Raw genomic sequence first — 21,949 nt, 5'->3', positions numbered from 1 at the left:
TTAACGGTTCACGCACAATTCAACACATTTCATACAAAAAAACGGACACATTCGTGTCCGCTTGCCTCATTTAATAATGGCCGTTCTAAAGAAATGATCGAACAGCTCGATGGCGACATCGATGGCCCGTTCATCCGGATTGAGCGTCGATTGATGAAGTCCCGATCCCATATCGTTCACGCCGAGCCATACCATAAACCCTGGTACTTGTTTCAGCATGTAGCCAAAATCTTCCCCGGTCATGGCCGCTACACACGTCTTGTATGAGTATCCGACTTCCTCGACCGCTTCTTCAAATTGGAACAAATACCGCTCGTCGTTGACGACCTCATGGTATCGGTTACCGAACTCGAGGTCGATGTGGACGTTATACGTCATCTCCACCCCGGCGATGATTTGACGGATACGACGCTCGAGCACGACCATCTCTTTGTCCGACAAAGCCCGAATCGTACCATCGAGCTTCGCCGTGTCCGCAATGATGTTCTCTTTCGTCCCGGCCACGACTTTCCCGATTGAGACGACCGCGCTGCCCATCGGGTCGATGTTCCGCGAGACGACCGTTTGCAGCTGCATAATCAATGCGGCCTGGACGATGACGGCATCAATCCCGGCGTGCGGGAAGGCGCCGTGACCTCCTTTCCCATGAATCGTCAGATGCAATTCGCGCGCACTCGCGAACAACACACCTGGACGCGACGCAATCGTGCCGACCGGGTATTCCGGTGCGACGTGAAGCCCGAACATCGCATCGGGCCGGAAGTGATAGAACAGTTCCGACACGGCCATCGGTTCGGCACCGCCCGGACCTTCTTCGGCCGGTTGGAAGAAGATGACGAGATGGTGGTCTAGCGGTTCTTCGACGGCACGCTTAATCAATCCAAGGGCGATCGCCATGTGAACGTCGTGGCCACAGGCGTGCATCATCCCTTCATGAACCGAGGCGAACTCGAGACCCGTCTCTTCCGTGATCGGCAAGCCGTCCATGTCAGCCCGGTAACCGATCGTCTTCTCTCCGACGAGCCCATCGATGCGGACGAACAAACCGGTGCGCCAATGCGAGATGTGCACCCGCGACGAGTTCAAGGACCGAATCAGTTCCTCAAGTGTCGCCTGTGTCTTGAACTCCTCATAGCCTCGTTCTGGAATCAAATGTAACTGCCGTCTTGCCTCAATTGCCCAACTCATTCCACACTCTCCTTTGTCACTTCATCAACAATTTCCCAAAACGCCTTCACTTGCGCCAACTCGAGCATCGACTCGGTCGAGAGCATCCACGTATCCCGGACGAGCGGTGTTCCGTCTGACGAGGTGAGCGGAATCTTATTCATCGCCTCGACATCTCGAAGTGTCGACTCCGGTAAAATCGCGAATCCGATGCCGTGTAACGCCATCTGTTTGCACGTCTCGATTTGGTCGACGACAAGCGTCGTGAGCGGCGGGCTCGAGAAGCGCTCTTGCCACCACTCCAAAATTTCTTGATAATACGTCGAGTCGCTCTTGAATTGGATGAACGAACGCTCGTTATTTTTTAATTGTTTCAAGTCGGTCATGCGCAAGTCGACCAGATGGAGCGAATCCGAGAACAGTTTCATTTTCTCGCCGCGCCAATCCGGATTCCCGCGAATGATGCCGATATGGAAATTTTCCTCTAGCATATAGCGCATCATCTCGCTTGACCAGCCTGTGACGAGTTTGACCCGCACCGACGGATACCGCTCGACGAATCGTTTCAAAACGCGCGGTAGCCAATACTGCCCCATGATGGATGCGACGGCGATTTTTAATGTACCGTACACCTCACCTTGTTGCGCTGTCAACTCCCCACGCAGCTCCTGCTCTTCGCTATACATCTTCTTCGCGAAGTCGATGATTTTTTCACCGTCCGGCGTGAGCGCGAGGCCCCGTGTCGAACGAACGAATATTTTCTTGCCCCACTGATGCTCGATTGTGACGAGTCGCTGACTGAGGGCGGGCTGGGAGACGAACAAGCGCTCCGCCGCTTTCCGCATATTCAACTCTTCGGCGAGGACGATTAACACTTCCACTTCTGATACTTGCATGACGTCACCTATTTCTCTATCGTTTCAAAGATTGTATACTGGATACGTTATTGCTTCACTGTATCATATCATGTTTGTCGATTAGTTTTGAATCGTCAGGAGGAAATCAGATGCAACGTCATCATTTTGCCTTTATTGTCGCCACCATTGCGACGCTCGGCAGCCTTTATTTCTCAGAAATCATGTTGTACGTGCCATGCAAGCTATGCTGGTTCCAACGCATATTTATGTATCCGCTCGCCATCTATTACTTGACGGTGCTACTCTCGAACCGTTCCGTGAACAAATTGTTCGTCGGCCTTATGGCCGGAGCGGGTTGGGCGATTGCGCTCTATCACGTCATTCTCGAACGCATCCCGAACGGCGACGCATTCTGCAGTAACGATTGCTTGATTCGTTGGGTGAACTACTTCGGGTTCCTCACGATCCCGCTGCTCAGCTTGATTGCATTCACGCTCATCTTGCTCATCCAATTCGTGCCGACACACTCGAAGCGCTAATGAATCATTCGTCAAAATGGAACCGGTCTATCGATCGGTTCTTTTGTTTGATTTACGATTGCTTTGGCCGGCACCCTCCGTTCCTGGGGCGATGCGGATGCCTCCGCATCGTGAATCGCGCTTTACGGGGTCATCCTTGCATCGCTCTCCCCTAGGAGTTCGGTTGCCGGCTTTTGACATCGATTGATCTGTAGCATAGTGAAATCCCCTCAATCCGGCCCGTGGCGCCCTGACTCATGCAGGAAAGCAATCCGACGAAGACCCCGCAGTGCCGGATTCGGCGCGAGGAGGCTTCGGGATTGCCTGCTGAAAGCATGAGCGCCTAAAGGGACGGTTCGAAAATTACCACATAAAAAAGAACCAACCCGAGGGCTGGTCCACTGTGATTACTGCCACCACTCGTCATAGAGCGAAGCCGGCATATGATGTTTATGGCGCGACCGTTTGAAGATCGTCTCAATCCGTTCGGCGATGGCTGGATCGACTGACTTCCCTTCTAGATAGTCATCGAGTTGGTCATACGTCATCCCGAGAGCGACCTCGTCCGGGAGCCCCGGCTTGTCATCTTCTAAATCCGCCGTCGGTACTTTGTAAATCAAGCTCTCATGGGCTTCCAGTTCATGGAGCAGCGCCTTCCCTTGACGCTTGTTCAACCCAGTGAGCGGCGTCAAGTCGGCCGCCCCGTCCCCGTGCTTCGTGTAAAAACCAGTGACGTATTCGGCCGCATGGTCCGTGCCGACGACGAGGGCCCCAAACGTGGCCGCGATGTCGTATTGCGCTTTCATCCGCTCGCGCGCTTTCGTGTTCCCTTTATGGAAGTCGCCGAGCTCGAGTCCCGTCGCTTCAAGGAACGATTTGGCTGAGGCATCGACGGCCGGTTTCACGTTGACCGTGAGCGTCTTGTCTGGTCGAATGAATTCGAGCGCACGTTTGGCGTCGGCCTCATCATGCTGCTCGCCGTATGGAAGACGAACGGCGTAGAATGTATAGTCCGCGTTTGTTTCTTCACGCAACTCTTCCATCGCGAGTTGGCAAAGCTTGCCCGCGAGCGATGAGTCCTGACCTCCCGAGATTCCGAGGACGAGCCCTTTCGCGCCTGCCCGTTTAACATAAGCCTTCAAAAAGTCGATTCGGCGACGAACTTCTTCGGCCGGGTTGATGGATGGTTTGACGTGTGTCGATTCGATGATATGTTGCTGCATTCTCAACTTCCTCCCTGTCTAATATCGGTTTGCCTAATTGTCTGACAATCTATGGATGCCGTCAACTTGTTTCATTCCCGAAACAAAACGACGGAAACCTAAGTTTCCGTCGTCCGGTTATTGTATGCGGAACGATGCGACGTCGCCGCCGATCGGTGTCATCTCCAAGAATAACGTCTTTCCTGCCGCTGGTTCTTCATCCAATAAGACACCAAATGTGAAGCCGCCGCTCGTCACTTCGGCCGCACCTTGGGCATACAGGTTATGACCGTCCGAGACGCTCCATTCGAATTCTTCGACGTCCGTGTAGCCAGAAACGTCAAGCGTATTACCGTTCAATTTGATGGCTACATCGCGGAACGAACCGTCCGTTTGCGCAGGTTGATCGCTCGGCGCTTCTGCCGGTTCTTCTGTCGTCTCTTCGGTCGTATCTTCAGCCGGCTCTTCCGGCGTTTCTTCCGTCGGAACTTCGGCCGCTTCAACGGTCAACGACTGCTGATCTGTGACCGCCATCTCAGGAGCACCTTCGACTTGGGCCAGACCGACGAAATCCACCGTGTACTCGCCCGCTTCGAGCGTGAGTGGGAACACCTCGTCAAACACTTTCTTCTCGCCCGGCGCCCACGTCTCTTCAATAATCGATTCTGTAAACATATATTCACTGCCGTAATCAAATACGGTCGTATCCCCGTTCATGACCGTCATCTGAAAACGCTGCGATGAATTGAACGTCACGTTGACGGGCACCTCGTTCGGATTCGTCATCGACACCGTTGCCGACAACTGTTTTGTCTCGGCGTCGTAGCTTACATCCGTCTCAAGCGTCAATAAGGCAGGCGGTGTCGACGCGTTGCCGTCTACATCGCTCGGATTCGCTTCTTCTTTGCTGCATGCCGCGACGACCAATATCATCGTCGTAACGATGGCCAATAACCAAGTTTTCTTCACGTATCCCACTCTCCTCTGCAAAATAAAAAAACGTCTATAGCACTAGTGTATACGTTCGTGCAGACGTTTGTAATGGGTTTACGGATATTATTCACCTTTATTATGAAACTTGGACGTTTTCCACGTATTGTTGCCATCCTGTCATGAACAGCGCGTCAGCGACGTCGATATCGGATCGAACTTGTGCAGAGATCGAGAACGTCTCGCTGTGAATCGACTCAAAGATGACCGTGATCATACCATCGACGACTTCCTTATAGGCTACGAGTTCTGGTGTTTCTGCAAAAAGCATCATGAGTGTGGCTCCTTTTCGGTTATAAGATATGTATAGTGTATCAACGATTAGATTGAGAATAACGTCCCATCGTTCGACAGGCCAAAAGACCCGTTTACCCAACTGTCGAATTGCTGGTATCGATTGTTAGTCTTTTGGATGAATTATCAAATTATTCGTGCAAAAAGAGAGACGAATCGCAATCTGATTCGTCTCTCTTCCTGTAACTGTAAAAATAATTAAATGCAAAATTGTCGAATGATTTGTTACTTCGTTCGGTTTGAAATTTGTTGCCACACTGTCCCAAGCGCTGTTTCGCCGCTCGTAATTCGCTCTTTGGCAAGCCGAGCCTGCAACGACACCTCGAACTCACGATCGTCTTCGGCGATTTTGAGGGCGGGCACAGCCTGCTCATCTCCGCAGTCGAACAAGAATCGAGCGGCCCGCCACCGGACGAGCTTGCTCTTATCCTTGAGCGCCTCGATCATCGACGGCTGCGACTGCGGCAACGCCCAATCGGACACCGTGTCGCCGGCGGTACGGCGGACGATCGGTGACGAGTCGACGAGTGCTTGCTCGATGTACGTGACGTACTCTTCCCGATTCTCTTCGAACATGCCGATCATGACGACCGCTTGTCGACGAATGGCCATCACTTTGTCCTCGAGGGCCCGGCGGAAGTACGCCATGTTGTCCGGGGTAATCTCGAGCTCGTCCAAGAACGCCAAGCGCGCTTTCCAATCGTCTGATTGCAATTGGTTCGCATTGGCCTCATAGTCGGCTTCCCGGCCAAACGCCCGGGCGACGATGCGGGCGACCCGCTCTTCGGGATACGCCGCCTCGAGCTCTTCTTGCGCGACGACGCTTACGTCTTCGAGTTCGCCGTAACGTGGGGCTTGTTCGACCCAGCGCCGGTCTTGAATGACGTTTTTTACTTGAGCCTGCACGTCGAGTGCGGCATCGACGAACCGTTTCGACAGGCCGACCCGTTTTTCCGAGTCGCCTTTGACGAGTTTCAATTGCATCGGGACGTCGAGAACGAACTGGACCGAGACGTGAACTGGTTCATAGTCCGCCGCCATTTGGCTCGCCTCGACTTCCGGCACGTCTTCCCCGAACGCGCGGCGAATCTCGTTCATGACGTCGTGCCAATCATGTTTCGGATGGCGTTCGACGGCGAGGAAATCGGAGACGGCATAGACCGACTTGACCCCGCGTAAGCCGACGATGTCCTCGATAATCGGTGGCATGTCACGGCTCGCCTTGTCATACGTGACACCTCGGCCCGTGAACGCCGGTTCGACAATAATCTTCAAGTTGTTTGGACTTGGAGTTGGTTCGATTGCTACTAATTTCATCCTCATCACCTCACTCTCAATCGTGACGAAAACGACAAAAAAACGCAAGCGAGTCGCTTGCGTCGTGAACATCAAAATAGGGCGATGAACTGTTGGAGCGAATACTCGTCTCCTTCGACGGTGAACGTATCATCTGCTGACACGGGCTCGAGGAAGAAGCGCTTCTCCCCATCGGCCTTGACGTATCCGAAGATATGGCTCGTTTGATAGAACAACTCCACAATCGTCACCCGACCGAACGTCATCCCATCATTGATGATCGCCCGATCCTCCAACTCGCCGCCATTATACAGTTCAATATACGTTTGCATGTTTGTCGTCGCTCCCTTTGTGTTTGTTTTCACAATTCATTTCTATCAAACAATCAGGGCGACTTCAAGTTAATTTTTTGCGTGACGCTTCCAAAAATCAATCCAGTTATAATACTCAGATAACACTCGGTCGATTTGTTGACGTGACTTTTCATCATGCAATCCAGTATCATCAATCTTTTCTTTACAATGCGTGATAAAGATTTCGTTTCCTGGTAAAACGTTAGCACGATTTGTGGCAAATACTTGACGGAGATGAATTTGACATCGTGCCGTCCCAAGCATGCCCGGAGACGCCCCGGCAATCATGACCGGTTTCTCACGGAGCGGCGTACCCGGTTCGAGCGACAACCAATCGATTGCGTTCTTCAACACGCCCGGGATACTGTGGTTATATTCTGGGGTGACGACGAGCAGACCGTCCGCCTCGCGCACGGCTCGTTTGAAGTCGAGCACGACGTCGGGTTCATCCGGGTCGATCAAGTCGTCGTTATAGAGCGGCATCTCAATCGAAGCGATCTCGACGTCGAACCGATCTTGCCCGAGCTCGATAATGGAATGGAGTAGCGCCGTATTGTATGACGCCTTACGCAGACTTCCTGATACGGCAACGAGTTTGAATTTAGACATCCTGTACCTCCTTGAGCCATTCATTGATGAGTCGTGCTTCGATCTCAGGTACTTCCATCATGCCCATATGACTACAAGATACGCTCTCGCGTGTATGGCGCTCTGCCCCGAGGAAAGCGCGGGAGCTGTCCATGTTCGGGTCTTTGTCACCATAGATGAATAGACCCGGTAGTTCGGTCGACCGGACCGTCTCCGTCTCATCGGCACGGTCGCGGATGGCCATCTGTGCGGAAATGATTCCTTCTTTCGACATCTCGTAGCCGATTTGTTTGGCGCGTTCAATCAGCGCGGGGTCGGATTCAGCGGCAAACACACTCGGGATCATCGTGTCGATGAACGGATGCACGCCTTCTTCCATCACGCGTTCAATCGCTTCATTCCGCTTCGCTTTGGCTGCCTCTGAATCAGCCGCCGCTGTCGAATGAATCAATCCGAAACCGGATAGCGCGTCCGGATGACGGCGGACGAGGTTGGTCGTGATGTAGCCCCCGAACGAATGACCGAGCACGATCGGACGCTTGAGATCGCGCAGTTTCATCTCAGAAAGTACCCAATCCGCAAACTGATCTATCGTCTCTGGTCCGGCCTCCGTCCCGGCATGTCCCGGTAATGTCAGCGCGTATACGTCCGCGTCCATCAACGGAATGAGTTCCTCAAAATAGTCAGGTGATCCACACAATCCATGTAACAGCACAACTTGTCTCAACGTCATTCCTCCCTTTCGTTCCATTCGTCTTTCAAGAGACGATACATCGTCAAATCCATGAAACGTCCGTGACTATAGGCATAATCATGGAGCAGCCCTTCCTCCGTGAAGCCGAGCTTTTGCACCAACCGGTTCGACCCTTCGTTCCCCGGGGCGACGAGCGCCGAGATGCGATGAAACTTGAACTCGTCAAACCCGTATCGAATAACGGCAGACGCCGCCTCGTACGCGACACCCCGGCGCCAATGGCTCGGCGCGACCTCGAAGCCGATTTCGGCCCGAAAATACTGCGGGGTCCAGTTGTGAAAGCCAATCGTCCCGATCAGTTCGTTCGTTTCGCGGTCACAGATCGCCCAGCGAATCGCTTTTCCTTGCTGGAACTGATCTTTGAAATACGCGATGACGTTCTTCGCCTCGTAGACGGCCAGCAAAGGATCGGACCCGTAATAACGCATCACTTCCTCGGTCGAAAGAATCACATAGAGTGCCCTTGCGTCACGGGGTTCGAGTTCCCTTAAGATGAACCGACTCGTCACGAGCTCGGGAAAGCTTTTTTTCAACCCCCACATATGGAATCCGCCTTTCTGCTTCTTTTCCTCAATTATAACCATTTTCCCAAAAAAACCATCATCTCAATCCTCTAGAACCGCTCAAACATGGCGCACCACGAACGGATTTGCTAGAATCAAACTATAGTGACTTCGAACTGAGGGGATAAATATGTCAAAACAGTTGTTCTATATTAAACAAGACCGAGAACTGCAACGTTTTACACTGCATGGCGTGACTTTAAACGATGTCACCGAGGCGTTATCACTCGCCCGCCCGATGATTATTTGTCGGACGGACATGAAAGGGATGAGACAGTCGTCCCGGACCCGGTTCCGCTATATCGAGGCGCACGAACTGTCGACGTTCTCGACCAAGTATTTGAATAACCAAACGAGTTTCACCGCCATCGACTTTCCTGACTATCATCTGCTCGAATCGCTGTCGGATCACGAGATTGCTGAAATCTTGTTCCTCAGTCATATGGAACGCGGCTTAAAAGGACCGTTCCTGAACTCGATTCAAAACGAGATCGCCTTCTTCAACGAATCGAACGATCGTCACAGCAGCCTGTACATAAAAGACTGGTCGACGATCTCGCACTTCCTGCAGAGCGTGTTGCAAAGCAAGCTCGACCGTGACATTCGCAATATCAGTTTCGTCCCGATTCCGCTTCCGGTCATCGATGAGATTTTGGCGCTGTCACCGCAAGGCTTGATTATCGATTTTGATCATACGAAACGGAGCCTGTTCAATCGCCAAGTCTCGATCGCTTTTTATGTCGCCGGGCGTTACGAGGACATGTCGGTGCTTGAAGAAGACTTTGATGCGAAGAAAGAATCCATCGCATTGAAAGGACAATTGACGTATCGCCGTCGCACGTGGGAGATTGAGCGTTTTTGAGTTCATCCATGCAGTAATCATTGTCGAACCTGATTCAATCAGGTTCTTTTTTGTTATCCCGCTCATACGGATCACGTTTTAAATCCCATTGCCAAGCGCCTGAGACACTATTTTTAAAAATTGATAACAAATTGTCTTAATTTTTCGTTAAATTAACTCTTTTCTTTTATCGCGAGGAGGGTATACTAGGAATAACCTTCTGGAGGAATGGAAGGCAATATAGAGAAAGCGAGGTGAAAATCTATTCATCACGCGGATGAATAGATACACGAGATGGAACAACTGAAAGTACAGGGAATGTCTTCGTTCACCAAGTTTGCGACGAATGGAAAAATGCTGAAATTAAAAGATGCAGTAGCCGGCGAGCAACGGATTTCGCTTCAAGAAGCGACCGATATTCAAGTCTCGATGCTCGACGAGGACCATTCGCGCTTCACTATATTCGGTCAGTCACACCCACTTGTCGAACTGACCCTTCCTCACCATTCTTGTGAAGTGTTACATGCCTGGTTATTACACAAGTTAAAACGACAAAAAATCAAATTGGCTTCTAACGCCTAAACAAACAAAGCGCGTTCCTCTTATGAGGACGCGCTTTGTTTGTTTTTTCGATAAATCGTCACGCCTCCATGTTTCGCTTCCCCGACGACTTCAAACAGCCAGCCCTTGTCGACCAAGAGCGAGCGGACCGTCAAAAAATCGTCTTTCGGGACGATGAGTTCGTCGACCGTCCCGTCGAGAAGTTCTTGAATCTTTGGTTCCCATTCGTTCATTTCAGTTCATCCCTCTCCGTTTGTTGTCGGTTCGCCCAGGCGAACAATCGTTCACTCGTCTGCATCACATTTCCCGGCACGAACAAATCTTCGGGAACACGGGGATGCGACGCGGCCGGCTCATCGATGGCGAGCACGACCGTTTCACCGAGTGCCCGCTCCACATAATCGGCTACAAACGCGAGCCGTTCACTGTACGTTTTTGGCGCAGCGTCGTCAAGTGCGGCCGCATATGCCTCATCGACTTCGTTGTCCTTTAATAACACACGGCCCGATTCGAGGATGGCGAATGGCGGGACCGCGTCGACGTGAAACACCTCATAGGCGCGGTATGCCCCCTCATCGCATGATAAGAGCGGCACGAAACGACGTTGCCCCGTCCACTTCTTGAGCTGGAACAACGTCCGCATCGCTGTGAACGATTTTGCCCCGGACGCATCCTTTTCGACCAAAATCGTCGGAACATCGGCCGCGTCCGCTCGATGTTGGTCCATGAATAACCATGTTTCGACTTGTGAGACTAAAATCAATGTTGTTTCCTCCTTATCACTTCTGACCCTGCCACGATGACAAGCGCGACGAGCCAGCCGCCGATGACGTCACTGAAATAGTGGACGTTCAAGATGACCCGGCTGAACGAGACGGCCAACACCATCGCCACAAGCAGGCCGAACCCGATCAAGTTCTCATTGCGGCGGTACATCACAATCGCCAGCATGCCGTACAAGGCGAGTGACCCAGAGGCGTGTCCGCTCGGGAAGCTATACGTCGTCGCGTCGAGCGCGGCATCGATGGACGGTCGGTCAACCCCGAACACGAGCTTCAGCACTTGTGTCACGAGGAGTGTGGCGATGACGACGATCGGCAAACGGAACGCCTCAAAGCGGTTTCCTTGCCATAAGAAATAAAGCATGCCAATAAAAGATAGACCGATCAACACTTTCACACTGCCGAGCTCGGTCACATAAACGAACAACGGTCCTGCGAGTGGTTCAAGTGAAGCGGTGACAAAACGGTCGACCGGTACGATCCAACCTAAAACGACGACCACCGAGAAGAGAACGAATCCAATCGTCCCGGTGATCGCCAGCGCTCGTGAGCGAGAAGTCATCAATATAACCCTTTTCGTTCCCGCATCTCGTCTTCGCCAAAGTCGGTCATGTCACGCAGACGGTGCGCCAACCGGCCCGAGGCGTTCGCCGCGATGGCACCGACGAGGTCATCCATGAACGTGTGGACTTGGCCATCGTCCATTTTCGTGTCGAGTTGTTTGATGATCCCGATTTTCGCTTTGTCTAAGTATCCGAACGTCGTGACGGCAATCGAACCATATGTGTTGACGGCCCCGATCGCAATCGTCTCATCGACACCGAATAAACCTTCATCCGATGCCACGATTGACAAGAGCGGCTCCGACAATTGCCCGCGCTCGGCGAGAATATCGAGTTCTGACCCGACGAGAATCGCGTGTTGGAGCTCACGTTTATCTAACACGGCCTCGACCGAGTCCATGCAGTCTTTCAATGACAGGTGTGGCGAATACGGTGCTTGCATTTGATAGACGATTTCGGCGATCGATTCGATCGATACGCCCCGTTCAATCAAGCGAGCCCGTGCCGCGTCGCGTACGTCGCGTGAGTGTGGTACATGTTTCATCATAGATGCGGGAACATTCCCGCTACACATCCTTTCATCTCGAGAAAGAGCTTCTCGAAGTACTCATTGTCTATTATACTGAAAACTCGAAAAAAAGACTAAGCCCGCTTTGACTTCATTCAATAAATCGGTCATCATAAAAAAGTAGACCACTTTATAAAGGGGGAACTGGAATGAAGATTGGGGTAGTCTTATTTCCATCAAAACAAGTTCAAGACTTCGCTAACTCGTATCGGAAGCGATACGACACGAAGTATGCGTTGATCTCACCTCACGTGACGATCAAGGAACGCACTGAAATCGACGAGGCCGATTTGCCGAAGGTGCTCGAGTATCTCCAGCAAGTCGCCGACTCGACCAAACCGGTTCAATTGAAAATCGACGGGGTCCGCTCGTTCGCACCGACGAACAACGTCCTTTACTTAAAAGTATTGCCGACGCGCGAACTGTCAGCGCTTCACGACAAACTGCACGACGGTCTGCTCAAGCAACCTCCGAAATACGAGTTTCTGCCGCACATCACCATCGGGCAAGACTTGACCGATGCCGAACTGTTCGACGTGCTCGAGCGGATGCGGATGGAGCAAGTGCATTTCGAGGAGACGATCAATCGCATGGCCGTCATGTATGAGCTCGAAAACGAAACATGGAACGTCTATGAGACGTTCCGGTTCCGAGGTTAAGATTACACGCTCCGGTCGACGAAACGACCGGGGCTGTTTTGTTGTTCGGCTTCTAACCATTCTTCTTGACGGGGCCGGATGCGTTGGACACGTTGAATGCGTGTGACCGGCTCGATGTTCGCCCGTTCTGTTGGTTGAACTTGGCGATTTCCGTATTGGACGACTGTGAAATCAATCTGATAAGGACCCATGATTCAACCTCCTTCACAAGTCCTTACCCGAAATTGTTTCCCGATAATACAAAAAAGAGCGTATCGCTACGCCCTTCCCCATCTTTACAAAATGTGATACCCGCTGTCGACGTGGATGACTTCTCCTGTCACGCCGCTGCCCATGCTCGACAAGAGGAACAGGCCGGTCGAGGCCACTTCTTCTACCGAGACGTTGCGGCGCAATGGCGCTTTTTGCTCGAGTTCAGACAAGATGCTGTTAAAGTCGCCGACTCCTTTAGCTGATAACGTCCGAATCGGGCCAGCCGAAATCGCATTGACGCGGACGCCGTGCGGGCCGTACTCGTTCGCCAAATATTTGACGCTCGAGTCGAGCGCCGCCTTGGCGACACCCATCAAGTTATAGTTCGGGACGACGCGCTCGCCGCCGAGATATGTGAGCGTGATGACCGATGCGTCTTCTGCGAAGTACGGTTTGGCCGCTTTGACGACAGCCGTCAAGCTGTATGCCGAAATATCGAGCGCTTGCGCGAACTGGCCGCGTGTCATCTCTGAGAATTCACCGCGGAGCGCTTCTTTGTCTGCGAATGCGATCGAGTGCGCAATTCCTTGAATCGGGCCAGCTTGTTCATGGATCGTGCGGAACGTCGTGTCGATGGCTTCGTCGTTCGTGACGTCACACTCTAACAGTAAGGCTTCTCCGTTCAAATCGGCTGCAAGCGACTCGAGACCTGACTTGAAGCGTTCGCCCGCATATGTGAGTACGAGCTTCGCGCCTGCTGCGTCGAGCGTCTTCGCGATCCCCCAAGCGATCGAGCGTTTATTGGCGATTCCCATGACGACATACGTCTTATTCGTTAACGTTGGATAGATTGACATCGTAAACTCCCCTTTTTTAGTACCTGGTGATAATATCTGTTATCAGATTACAGAATGGTGTCTGTTTTGTCAACTAGCGCGTAACGTATTGCGATTTTTTTAACTTACGGTAAGATAAAATACGTAGAGAAAGGGTGAGACGACTTCATCATGAACCGCATTCAATCTTATTTTAAAAGTTTAGACACAACACTTTTGACAATCGTCTTTTTCTTGATGATCATCAGTCTAGGTGCCATCTATACGGCCCAGCCGATGTTGCCGACGCGATTGCAACATATTAACTTCGCCTTTGACCAAGGCATCCGCTATATCATCGGGTTCTTCGCCATGTTCGCCATCATGACCATCGAGTACGAACAGTTGCGAAAAATCCACTGGTATTTGTATGGCTTCGGGTTGCTGCTGCTGGCCGGCTTGATTCCGCTCCGCGATACGACTCTCGTTCCGAATATCAACGGGGCGTACGGCTGGTATAACGTACCGGGGTTCAGCTTCCAACCAGCCGAATTCATGAAGTTGTTCTTATTGATTTCCATGGCGACGATCGTCTATGACCATAATAAACGCTACGGTTCGTCCCAACAGGACACGTGGCTGTTAATGAAATTGGTGTTCCTCGCCATCCCGCCTCTCGCGCTGATTGTCACCCAACCAGACTTGGGGACAGGGCTCGTGCTAATCACGATGCTCGGAGCGATCATCATCGTGTCCGGTATCGGGTGGAAATGGTTGCTCGGACTGTTCAGCGCCGCTGCCCTGACGATCGGTGGCTTCATGTACTTGTTCTTCTCGCATTTCGAGTTGTTGCAAAGTTTTGTGCCGGGCCACGCCTTGAATCGATTCCAAGCTTGGATTTATCCGTACGAGTATTCCGATGACCTCGCGTTCCAGTTAATCAAATCGCTCCAAGCGATCGGATCTGGCCAAATGTTCGGGGCCGGCTATGGACAAGGGCTCGTCTATCTGCCAGAGTCGCAAACCGACTTTATCTTCGCCGTCATAGCTGAACATTACGGCTTCATCGGGGCAGCGATCGTGATTATCGTCTTCTTCTTGTTCTTGTACCGGATGATTCATATCGCCCTCGAGGCGAGCAGTCCGTTCGGAAGTTACATCGTCACGGCCGTGATTGCCATGTTCACGTTCCAAATTTTCCAAAACATCGGGATGACGATCGGCGTCCTCCCAATCACCGGTCTGACATTGCCGTTCATCAGTTACGGCGGGACCGGGATCATCATGAACATGATTGCCATCGGGCTCGTCATGAACGTCGCCTCTAAATCAAAAACGTATATGTTCGACGACGACTAAACAATAGTCCCGCACTCATCCGAGCGCGGGACTATTGTCGTTACGGCATCAATTGGAAATCAGCCGGTTCAGCGGCTTGGATGACCAGCCGCTCGCCGGTCATTGGATGATTGAACACCGCCGAGGCGCTATGGAGCGCGTGACGGTCGAGTACGGTCTTGCCGCCGTACATCGTATCCCCGAGCAACGGATGTCCGATATGGCGCAGATGGACACGGATTTGATGCGTCCGGCCGGTCTCAAGCGCAATCGATAGTGCCGTATACGCACCGCGCGGCTCCGCTTCGAGGATGTGTGTGACGGCGTGCTGTCCGTCCGCTGTCACGATTCGCTCCATGATTGAGTCGGGCGCGCGGCCGATCGGGGCATCGATCGTCTGTGGGTCGAGCGGCCCTTCAATCAACGCGAGATACGTCCGCGACAAGCCACCGCTCTGTTGCAACTCGCTGAAGCGATGATGCACGTACGCATATTTCGCGAACAGGACGACCCCGCTCGTGTCACGGTCGAGCCGGTTGATGACGTGAATCGCCGACTGCAATCCAATCTGTTCATAATAGCCGAGCACGGCGTTGGCGAGTGTATCGTCCGGATGGAGCCGGGACGGGATTGTCGCGATGCCCGCCGGTTTATCGACCGCGAGCAAATAGTCGTCCTCAAATAGGATTGTGAGCGGCCGCTTGGAACGGACCATCGTCTCCGCGGGCTGTTCGACCGGGAAGTGGACGGTCACCGTCTCCCCTTGCCGGATGTCATAGCGGACGGTGCGCGGCTGACCATCGACGAGGATGAGACCGCCTTGTTTGATTTGGGTCAACATCTTTCGCGAGATGCCGCAATCTGTCATTAAAAAGTCGCGCAACGGGACGGTTGTCTCCGCGACGCGACGTAATGTGAATCCGTACATCGGTTACTTCCCTTCTTCAATGAACGATTCGCGGACCCGTCGCCAAAATGGGAACGGCCGGAACCGGGCAAACGTCACTTTTTCTTTTGCGACCGCACAGCGGATGGAGCGCACGTTCGACCATGATAACGCCTCTTGATGATCGAACGCGAGTTCAAACTCGGTTTTCGTGTGCGGGGCAATCTTCACTTGATGATGTTTCGGCAATAACAGCGGTGATCCGATTGTGCGGTATACCAAGTTATTGATGGACGCCATCTCCGTCACTTGAATCGCCTCGATGGACGGATGGACGATGGCCCCGCCGAGTGCCTTGTTATAGGCCGTCGACCCGGACGGCGTCGAGATGCACAACCCGTCGCCCCGGAACGTCTCGAAGTAATCGTCGCGAATCGATAAGTCACAGACGAGTGTGCGCTTATAGTTTTTAATCGTACATTCGTTCATGGCGAGCTGTCGGTCAGTCGTCCCATCCTCGTAATCGATGAGCACCTCGACGAGCGGGTACGACACCGGCTCGAACGACTCGCTCGTAATCATCTCCGTCAACTCATCGAGTTCATCCGGTTGCCAGTCGGCGTAAAATCCGAGGTGGCCCGTATGGATGCCGACGAGCAACGTCTGATCGAGCCGATCGACATACTCGTGGAACGCCTGCAACATCGTCCCGTCGCCTCCGACCGAGACGACGATGCGTGGCTCTTTCGAGACCGAATGCCCCGCTTCGGTCAATTTATTCGTCAACTCTTGCGCGATGTCAGCCGACCGCGCGTCTCCCCGTGCTACAATCGCAAACTGCATGCCGTGGCCCCCTAGTCTTGGTCCGTCTGGACGTTCATTTCTTTATCCCGGAACACTTGCTGCGCATCTTGAATCTCGACGCGAAGCTGGCTCATCTCAGCGTCGAGCAAGAACGCCGCCTCGGCCGCTCGTCGCAACCGCTCTTGAACCTCGAGCGGCATATCCCCGTCGTATTTATAGTTGAGCGAATGCTCGATTGTCGCCCAGAAGTTCATCGCGAGCGTCCGAACTTGCACCTCGACGAGTGTCGGGAACTCACCATGAATCGTTTGCACCGGGTACTCGAGAATCAAATGATACGAGCGATAGCCCGATTCCTTTTGATGCGTGATATAGTTGCGTTCCTCGACGATTTTAAAATCGGTCCGATGATGGAGCAGTTCGAGGACGTGGACGATATCGTCCACGAATTGGCACATGATGCGCAGCCCGGCGATATCTTGCATCTCCGTCGACAACTTGTCATAAGGAATCTGCTTTCGCTTCGCCTTCTCGAGGATGCTGCCGACCGGTTTCACTCTTCCGGTGACAAACTCGATGGGAGAATGGTCATTTTGAGATTTATATTGCTTTCGAATCGCCTTGAATTTCACTTTCAGCTCATCGACCGCGATTTGATACGGCACTAAATATTGGTCCCAATCCATTGATTGCATATGCTGTCACCACTTTCGTTCGTATCGGAAAGCCCTGCTTTTTCCGTATGTATCCGATTGTATGGTATCATAAACCAACAATTGTTCATAGAATGGAGCGATGATTTATGACCCAAGAAGTGGAAATTGAATTTAAATCGATGTTGACGAAAGACGAGTACGAGACGTTGCTCGCCGCCTACGACTTGACGGACAAAGTGAAATGGCAAGCGAACGACTACTTTGACACGCCGACGTTCGAACTGAAGAACCACGGTGCCGCCCTTCGCATCCGTGAGAAAAAGAACGGCCAAGTGCTGACACTCAAGCAACCGCACGAGGTAGGCTTACTCGAGACGCACGCCGCCATCAACGAAGAGGAAGCCGAGAACCTATTCAAATACGGCATCATCCACGATGATCAAATGACGGCCGCGCTCGCTCCGTTCGACTTGTCTGGACCGCTCGAACACCTCGGTCGTCTCGAGACGAAACGGGCTGAACGAGAGACGCCGGACGGCCTGCTCGTCCTCGACGAAAGTCATTATTTGGAGATTCACGACTATGAAATAGAATTTGAAGTGACCGACGAGGCGACCGGTAAACTCGCGTTCGAACAGCTCCTCCGTGAGCACGGCATCCCCCTTCGTCCCGCTAAAAATAAAATCGTTCGATTCATGGAAGAAAAGGTGCGTCGAAATCAAGGTTGAGCAGATACGTTGCCAACCTTTTTTTTTCGTTGCTACAATGAGCATACGATATATTTGATTTTTGTTTACGAGAGGAGGCGACACAATGGAACTAGAACAATGTAATGAGTCATCCTGTTCACTGGAAGAATCTCCTATCCAAGTAACCTATAAGCCATTAGAGTTATTCTATTTCATGGACATTTCTGATCCAGACGGACTTCACGTGATGACGCTCATTAAAAAGCTCGAACTTGAATACGGTCACTTGATTCGTTTCCGTATGGTTTCGACGGTTCCTAGTTGTGTTGGCGGATGTCAAGAAGAGGTTCGCCTTCTCACGATGATTAAGGCTATGGAGTTACAAGGGAAACGTCATGCGATGCGTTTCTTACGCCATCTGCATATTAACGATATCTTTTTGAAGGATGGCTCGAGCGACAGCGACTTGTGGGAAATCGCCCGCTCATTCGTCGATTATGGGCTCGACATCGATGAGTTGGCGGCCGATATCCAATCCAATCAACTGCTCAGCGCCCTCGCGGTTGATCATGAGATTTTGAAAGATTGGGAGATCGAGTCATTGCCTGCTTTGACGTTCGTCACGCGTGACGAGGCGCTCAAAATAGAGGGATTGTACCCGTACGACGTCTATCAGGCCGTCATGGCCGAACTGCTCGGTTACGTCCCCTCTCGGGAGTCCGAGTGGAACGTCGAGAAAGTATTGGGGCGCTATGACGCCTCGACCATCACCGAGCTCGCTTTCATCTTGGAGCTCGAGAAGCCTGTCATCGAGAGAGAACTGAAAAAACTGTCACTCCAGCAACGGTGCCGACCTGTCCCAGGTTGCAGCGGACAAGCGTGGGCGACGAATAAATAACACAACAAAACCCACGGCCGGGGAGCCGTGGGTTTTTTGCGATGTTCCCCGCGGGGACGGAGAACATCACGACCCGAGTATCTATACAGATCACAGGTTGGGAGAAAGTTTACGGTCAATAAAGGGGTTTGTGATTGATTTCACACTTATAATATACCGAGACGGGCGCACCATGACAAGCACTTTGTTCATATTGTCACATAATGTTCACGCCCTTCCTCTCATTGGAACAATAACGTCTCCATCTCGTCGAGGACGGCCTCGAATTGATCGAGCGCTGCGAGCACCGGTGCTTTCGTCGTCATATCGACGCCGGCCGCCTTCAACACTTCGATCGGATAGTCGCTCGAGCCGGCCTTCAAGAACTTGTCGATGTAACGACGGACAGCCGGTTCGCCTTCGTCCATGATTTGTTGCGACAACGCGGCCGACGCCGAGATACCTGTCGCGTACTGATAGACGTAGTAATTGTAATAGAAGTGCGGGATGCGGGCCCACTCGAAGGCAATCTCACCATCGATGACGAGCTCGTCTCCGAAGTAACGCTTGTTGAGCTCAAGATACGTCTCATTCAAATATTCAGGTGTGAGCGAGACGCCTTCTTGGGCCGCTTTATGAATCATGTGCTCGAACTCGGCGAACATCGTCTGACGGAACAGTGTGCCCCGGAACGTCTCGAGTTGATTGTTCAACAGATAGAGTCGCTCTTGGCGGTCCGTGCGCGTCTTCAACAAGTAATCGTTCAAGAGCGCCTCGTTCGTCGTCGAAGCCACTTCGGCCACGAAAATCGAGTAGTCCCCGTACGGATACGGCTGGGTCGCCCGCGTATAATGGCTATGGACCGAATGACCGAACTCATGGGCGAGCGTGAACAAGTTGTTGACGTTGTCCTGCCAGTTCATCAAGATGAACGGTTGCGTGTCGTACGCGCCTGACGAATAGGCGCCGCTGCGCTTGCCGCGCGTCTCACGAACGTCGACCCAGCGGGAAGCGAGTCCGTCTTTGACGATTTGGACGTATTCGTCTCCGAGCGGTGCGAGCCCCTCGACCATCAAGTCTTTCGCTTCCTCATACGGGATTTTCATATCCACGTCTTTGACGAGCGGTGTATATAAGTCGTACATATGCAACTCGTCTACACCAAGTGCCCGTTTTCGGAGCGCGACGTAACGGTGCAACAAGTCGAGACGTTCGTTCACCGCCTCCACGAGTCCGTCGTATACAGACTCTGGAATGGAATTATGATGAAGTGCCGCTTGACGGGCACTCTCGAACTTACGGACCGTCGCATAGAAATTGTCTTTCTTCACGCTACCCGACAACGTCGAGGCGAACGTGTTCAAATATTGCTCGTACGTCCCGTACATCGCCTTGAACGCACCTTCGCGGACGCTGCGGTCACTCGATTCGAGGAACGTGATATAGCGGCCGTGCGTCAATTCGACCTCTTCGCCTTTCTCGTTCTTCACTTTCGGGAACTTCAAGTCGGCGTTGTTGAGCATGCCGAACGTCGAGCTCGACTGCCCGAGCACGTCACCGGCCTGGGCGAGAATCGCCTCTTCCGCTTCCGTCAACACGTGCGGACGTTCTTGCGCCAACTCGTCGAACGCGTGGCGGTAGACGTTGAGGGACTCGTGCTCACTCATGAACGCCTCGATTCGGCTTTCGTCGATGGCGAGTAGCTCTGGCGTCATGAACGCGAGCTGTGCCGAGATTTGAGCGGCGAGCGAACCGGCACGGTCGTTCAGTGCCTGATAATGGCTGTTCGACGTATCCTCGTCGTAGCGCATATGGGCGTATGTATAGAGCTTATGCAGTTGACGCGAGATGTCGTCACGCAGTTGCAGACCGGCGAACAACGAAGCAGCCGATTCTCCAAGTTTCCCTTTAAACTCGACCAAAGCCGGTACGCTTGCTTTCAACGCCTCAAAATCTTGTTCCCAAGCTTGATCGTCTGCATAAATCGTCTCTAAGTTCCACGTCTCCTCGACGGGGACTTGTTGTCGTGTAAGTACTTCTGACATATGTCCACTTCCTTTTCTTAGTTTGTATACGAATTCGCCATGAATCGCTGAAACCCTTGAAAGTATCGAAAATCGTGAAGCAACGCCGTGTCTAGCGTCTTAGGCACGTGCCAATCGCGCACAGCCTCCGTCACATCGAATACGTTCAACAGTTGTCTCCATTGTACTTCAAACGCTTGCAGAAAGTCGCTTGTCGGGGTCACCTCGAACTGGCGGCACGTCTTCTCGATGCTCCAACTGACGGAGTCTCCGGGCCAATCACGCCGGTTCAAGTAGAGTACCGTCTGGAACATGAACGGATGGACATGAATACCCCACAGTGACGGCATCGGCAAATAACAGTAGCTCGGCAATAAAGAAGGCAACATCCCGAGCGGATACAGCCGGTTCAAGATGAGTCGGCGATACTGTGGCGTCGGATAAGGCGGCGTCATCCGTCTCCGCCGAATGACTTGGGTCCAACGATGGGCATCAAAGCCATAATACGCTGCGAACGGTGAGATATCGAACGAGGTCGCGACCTGCCATTGGCCGACGCCCGCTCGGATGGAGACTGGGAACCCGACGAAGCGGTAGAGCGCCGGTCCGGTCGGAACGATCAGGCTATGTCGTCGCGCCAGTTCGGCCCGCATCCACGGTTTGAACGTCGCGACACCCCCGGGCTGCAGCCCGCTCGCCAACCAGACGACGTCGAGCTGGTTGTCACGATAATGTCTCGTCCGCTCGACGTAAGACTCGATTGAGAGCGTGGACGCCTGAATTTCGACGACGAGCCGTGTCTTGTCGCGTACGGCCACCAAATCGGCACGACGTGTGCCGATGACGACTTCTTGCTCAACCGCATACCCTTGGCCTTGTAGCCATTGCCGCACGCCCCATTTGTCTTCATGGTGTCCGGTCGACTCGCCGCATGCGCAAGGATTGACGTGGGCGAAATGGAGACGCCGTTTCACCCCTTGCCTGACGATGACCCGTTCCCCACATTCCGGGCACGAAAAAGGGGCAAACGGTTCAATCCGCCCCCGACTGAGCGTAAGGGCATCCACATACCCTCCAGTTCGACCGATGGCAAATCTCATTCCGCTTCCCCC

Annotated in this window: 28 protein-coding genes; 7 read left to right on the top strand and 21 right to left on the bottom strand. The window is 52.7% G+C overall.

Annotated elements, in window-relative coordinates:
- Positions 1–66 precede the first annotated feature (66 nt).
- Together KNO58_RS07920 and KNO58_RS07915 are read right to left on the bottom strand one after the other, a co-directional pair.
- Entirely contained in the window at positions 67–1,188 is a 1,122-nt protein-coding gene (locus KNO58_RS07920) for an N-acetyldiaminopimelate deacetylase (protein ID WP_214752846.1), read from the bottom strand.
- Positions 1,185–2,063 (bottom strand): transcriptional regulator CcpC, encoded by an 879-nt coding sequence (locus KNO58_RS07915; protein WP_214752843.1) that lies wholly within the window; start codon positions 2,061–2,063, stop codon positions 1,185–1,187. Before KNO58_RS07915 ends, KNO58_RS07920 begins: the two co-directional genes overlap by 4 nt.
- 110 nt (positions 2,064–2,173) lie before the next feature.
- Here KNO58_RS07915 and KNO58_RS07910 point away from each other — a divergent pair, with 110 nt between their 5' ends.
- On the top strand, positions 2,174–2,563 hold the full coding sequence (locus KNO58_RS07910; protein ID WP_214752841.1) for a disulfide bond formation protein B: 390 nt from the start codon (positions 2,174–2,176) through the stop codon (positions 2,561–2,563).
- A 386-nt stretch (positions 2,564–2,949) separates the two neighbouring features.
- Here the strand turns inward: KNO58_RS07910 and nadE are convergent, their stop codons facing one another.
- The 8 genes from nadE to KNO58_RS07870 form a co-directional block, all read right to left on the bottom strand.
- The gene (gene nadE, locus KNO58_RS07905; RefSeq protein ID WP_214752839.1) at positions 2,950–3,765 is read right to left on the bottom strand and encodes an ammonia-dependent NAD(+) synthetase; all 816 of its coding nucleotides are present in this window, start codon (positions 3,763–3,765) and stop codon (positions 2,950–2,952) included.
- A 117-nt stretch (positions 3,766–3,882) separates the two neighbouring features.
- Entirely contained in the window at positions 3,883–4,713 is an 831-nt protein-coding gene (locus tag KNO58_RS07900) for a BsuPI-related putative proteinase inhibitor (RefSeq protein ID WP_260570654.1), read from the bottom strand.
- Positions 4,714–4,813: 100 nt separating this feature from the next.
- Positions 4,814–5,008 carry a hypothetical protein gene (locus tag KNO58_RS07895; protein ID WP_021066980.1) on the bottom strand — a complete coding sequence of 65 codons (195 nt, stop codon included), beginning with the start codon at positions 5,006–5,008 and terminating at the stop codon, positions 4,814–4,816.
- 245 nt (positions 5,009–5,253) lie between these two features.
- On the bottom strand, positions 5,254–6,345 hold the full coding sequence (locus KNO58_RS07890) for a virulence factor (protein WP_214752835.1): 1,092 nt from the start codon (positions 6,343–6,345) through the stop codon (positions 5,254–5,256).
- Positions 6,346–6,416: 71 nt separating this feature from the next.
- A complete protein-coding gene (locus KNO58_RS07885) occupies positions 6,417–6,656 on the bottom strand; it encodes a hypothetical protein (protein WP_214752899.1) in 240 nt (79 codons plus the stop codon).
- 69 nt (positions 6,657–6,725) lie between these two features.
- Complete coding sequence (locus KNO58_RS07880; RefSeq protein ID WP_214752833.1) at positions 6,726–7,286, bottom strand: NADPH-dependent FMN reductase; 561 nt, start codon at positions 7,284–7,286, stop codon at positions 6,726–6,728.
- The gene (locus tag KNO58_RS07875; RefSeq protein ID WP_214752832.1) at positions 7,279–7,992 is read right to left on the bottom strand and encodes an alpha/beta fold hydrolase; all 714 of its coding nucleotides are present in this window, start codon (positions 7,990–7,992) and stop codon (positions 7,279–7,281) included. Before KNO58_RS07875 ends, KNO58_RS07880 begins: the two co-directional genes overlap by 8 nt.
- Positions 7,993–7,994: 2 nt before the next feature.
- Complete coding sequence (locus KNO58_RS07870) at positions 7,995–8,561, bottom strand: GNAT family N-acetyltransferase (protein ID WP_214752829.1); 567 nt, start codon at positions 8,559–8,561, stop codon at positions 7,995–7,997.
- Between the two features lie 151 nt (positions 8,562–8,712).
- Here KNO58_RS07870 and KNO58_RS07865 point away from each other — a divergent pair, with 151 nt between their 5' ends.
- The gene (locus tag KNO58_RS07865; protein ID WP_021066974.1) at positions 8,713–9,444 is read left to right on the top strand and encodes a hypothetical protein; all 732 of its coding nucleotides are present in this window, start codon (positions 8,713–8,715) and stop codon (positions 9,442–9,444) included.
- Positions 9,445–9,717: 273 nt separating this feature from the next.
- Positions 9,718–10,005: an FHA domain-containing protein gene (locus KNO58_RS07860; RefSeq protein WP_029595769.1), complete on the top strand. Its 288-nt coding sequence runs from the start codon at positions 9,718–9,720 to the stop codon at positions 10,003–10,005.
- Positions 10,006–10,025: 20 nt separating this feature from the next.
- Here KNO58_RS07860 and KNO58_RS07855 read toward each other — a convergent pair whose 3' ends face one another.
- From KNO58_RS07855 to KNO58_RS07840, 4 genes are read right to left on the bottom strand one after another with little or no spacing between them, the layout of a single operon-like run.
- Positions 10,026–10,217: a hypothetical protein gene (locus KNO58_RS07855; protein ID WP_214752826.1), complete on the bottom strand. Its 192-nt coding sequence runs from the start codon at positions 10,215–10,217 to the stop codon at positions 10,026–10,028.
- Positions 10,214–10,747: a hypothetical protein gene (locus KNO58_RS07850; protein ID WP_214752823.1), complete on the bottom strand. Its 534-nt coding sequence runs from the start codon at positions 10,745–10,747 to the stop codon at positions 10,214–10,216. Before KNO58_RS07850 ends, KNO58_RS07855 begins: the two co-directional genes overlap by 4 nt.
- Entirely contained in the window at positions 10,744–11,328 is a 585-nt protein-coding gene (locus KNO58_RS07845; RefSeq protein WP_214752821.1) for a phosphatase PAP2 family protein, read from the bottom strand. Before KNO58_RS07845 ends, KNO58_RS07850 begins: the two co-directional genes overlap by 4 nt.
- A complete protein-coding gene (locus KNO58_RS07840) occupies positions 11,328–11,873 on the bottom strand; it encodes a phosphatidylglycerophosphatase A family protein (protein WP_214752893.1) in 546 nt (181 codons plus the stop codon). Before KNO58_RS07840 ends, KNO58_RS07845 begins: the two co-directional genes overlap by 1 nt.
- A 173-nt stretch (positions 11,874–12,046) precedes the next feature.
- On the opposite strand from KNO58_RS07840, the gene KNO58_RS07835 reads away from it, so the two are divergent.
- A complete protein-coding gene (locus KNO58_RS07835) occupies positions 12,047–12,556 on the top strand; it encodes a YjcG family protein (RefSeq protein WP_021066965.1) in 510 nt (169 codons plus the stop codon).
- A 2-nt stretch (positions 12,557–12,558) separates the two neighbouring features.
- On the opposite strand, the gene KNO58_RS07830 is transcribed toward KNO58_RS07835, so the two are convergent.
- Positions 12,559–12,747, bottom strand: coding sequence for a hypothetical protein (locus KNO58_RS07830; protein WP_021066964.1), 189 nt, complete (start codon positions 12,745–12,747; stop codon positions 12,559–12,561).
- An 84-nt stretch (positions 12,748–12,831) separates the two neighbouring features.
- Positions 12,832–13,605, bottom strand: coding sequence for an enoyl-ACP reductase FabI (gene fabI, locus KNO58_RS07825; protein ID WP_058763280.1), 774 nt, complete (start codon positions 13,603–13,605; stop codon positions 12,832–12,834).
- A 150-nt stretch (positions 13,606–13,755) separates the two neighbouring features.
- Here fabI and KNO58_RS07820 point away from each other — a divergent pair, with 150 nt between their 5' ends.
- Positions 13,756–14,922 (top strand): FtsW/RodA/SpoVE family cell cycle protein, encoded by a 1,167-nt coding sequence (locus KNO58_RS07820; RefSeq protein WP_214752819.1) that lies wholly within the window; start codon positions 13,756–13,758, stop codon positions 14,920–14,922.
- 40 nt (positions 14,923–14,962) lie between these two features.
- On the opposite strand, the gene KNO58_RS07815 is transcribed toward KNO58_RS07820, so the two are convergent.
- From KNO58_RS07815 to yjbM, 3 genes are read right to left on the bottom strand one after another with little or no spacing between them, the layout of a single operon-like run.
- Positions 14,963–15,829 (bottom strand): RluA family pseudouridine synthase, encoded by an 867-nt coding sequence (locus KNO58_RS07815; RefSeq protein ID WP_214752816.1) that lies wholly within the window; start codon positions 15,827–15,829, stop codon positions 14,963–14,965.
- A gap of 3 nt (positions 15,830–15,832) precedes the next feature.
- Positions 15,833–16,630: an NAD kinase gene (locus KNO58_RS07810; RefSeq protein ID WP_214752814.1), complete on the bottom strand. Its 798-nt coding sequence runs from the start codon at positions 16,628–16,630 to the stop codon at positions 15,833–15,835.
- Positions 16,631–16,641: 11 nt separating this feature from the next.
- Positions 16,642–17,286 (bottom strand): GTP diphosphokinase, encoded by a 645-nt coding sequence (yjbM, locus tag KNO58_RS07805; protein WP_029595776.1) that lies wholly within the window; start codon positions 17,284–17,286, stop codon positions 16,642–16,644.
- A 107-nt stretch (positions 17,287–17,393) separates the two neighbouring features.
- Here yjbM and KNO58_RS07800 point away from each other — a divergent pair, with 107 nt between their 5' ends.
- Both KNO58_RS07800 and KNO58_RS07795 read left to right on the top strand, forming a co-directional pair.
- Positions 17,394–17,975: a CYTH domain-containing protein gene (locus tag KNO58_RS07800; RefSeq protein WP_214752812.1), complete on the top strand. Its 582-nt coding sequence runs from the start codon at positions 17,394–17,396 to the stop codon at positions 17,973–17,975.
- Positions 17,976–18,297: 322 nt separating this feature from the next.
- Complete coding sequence (locus tag KNO58_RS07795) at positions 18,298–18,834, top strand: DsbA family protein (RefSeq protein WP_251026143.1); 537 nt, start codon at positions 18,298–18,300, stop codon at positions 18,832–18,834.
- Positions 18,835–19,055: 221 nt separating this feature from the next.
- On the opposite strand, the gene pepF is transcribed toward KNO58_RS07795, so the two are convergent.
- Both pepF and KNO58_RS07785 read right to left on the bottom strand, forming a co-directional pair.
- Positions 19,056–20,858 carry an oligoendopeptidase F gene (gene pepF, locus KNO58_RS07790; protein WP_214752808.1) on the bottom strand — a complete coding sequence of 601 codons (1,803 nt, stop codon included), beginning with the start codon at positions 20,856–20,858 and terminating at the stop codon, positions 19,056–19,058.
- Between the two features lie 17 nt (positions 20,859–20,875).
- Positions 20,876–21,937, bottom strand: coding sequence for a competence protein CoiA (locus KNO58_RS07785; RefSeq protein WP_214752806.1), 1,062 nt, complete (start codon positions 21,935–21,937; stop codon positions 20,876–20,878).
- Between the last annotated feature and the right edge of the window lie 12 nt (positions 21,938–21,949).

The organism is Exiguobacterium sp. J17977 (genome assembly GCF_018616375.1).
GTDB classification, from domain to species: Bacteria; Bacillota; Bacilli; order Exiguobacteriales; family Exiguobacteriaceae; genus Exiguobacterium; species Exiguobacterium mexicanum.
The sequence above is the reverse complement of the archived record's forward strand: the minus strand, read 5'-3'. Positions and strand labels throughout refer to the sequence as shown.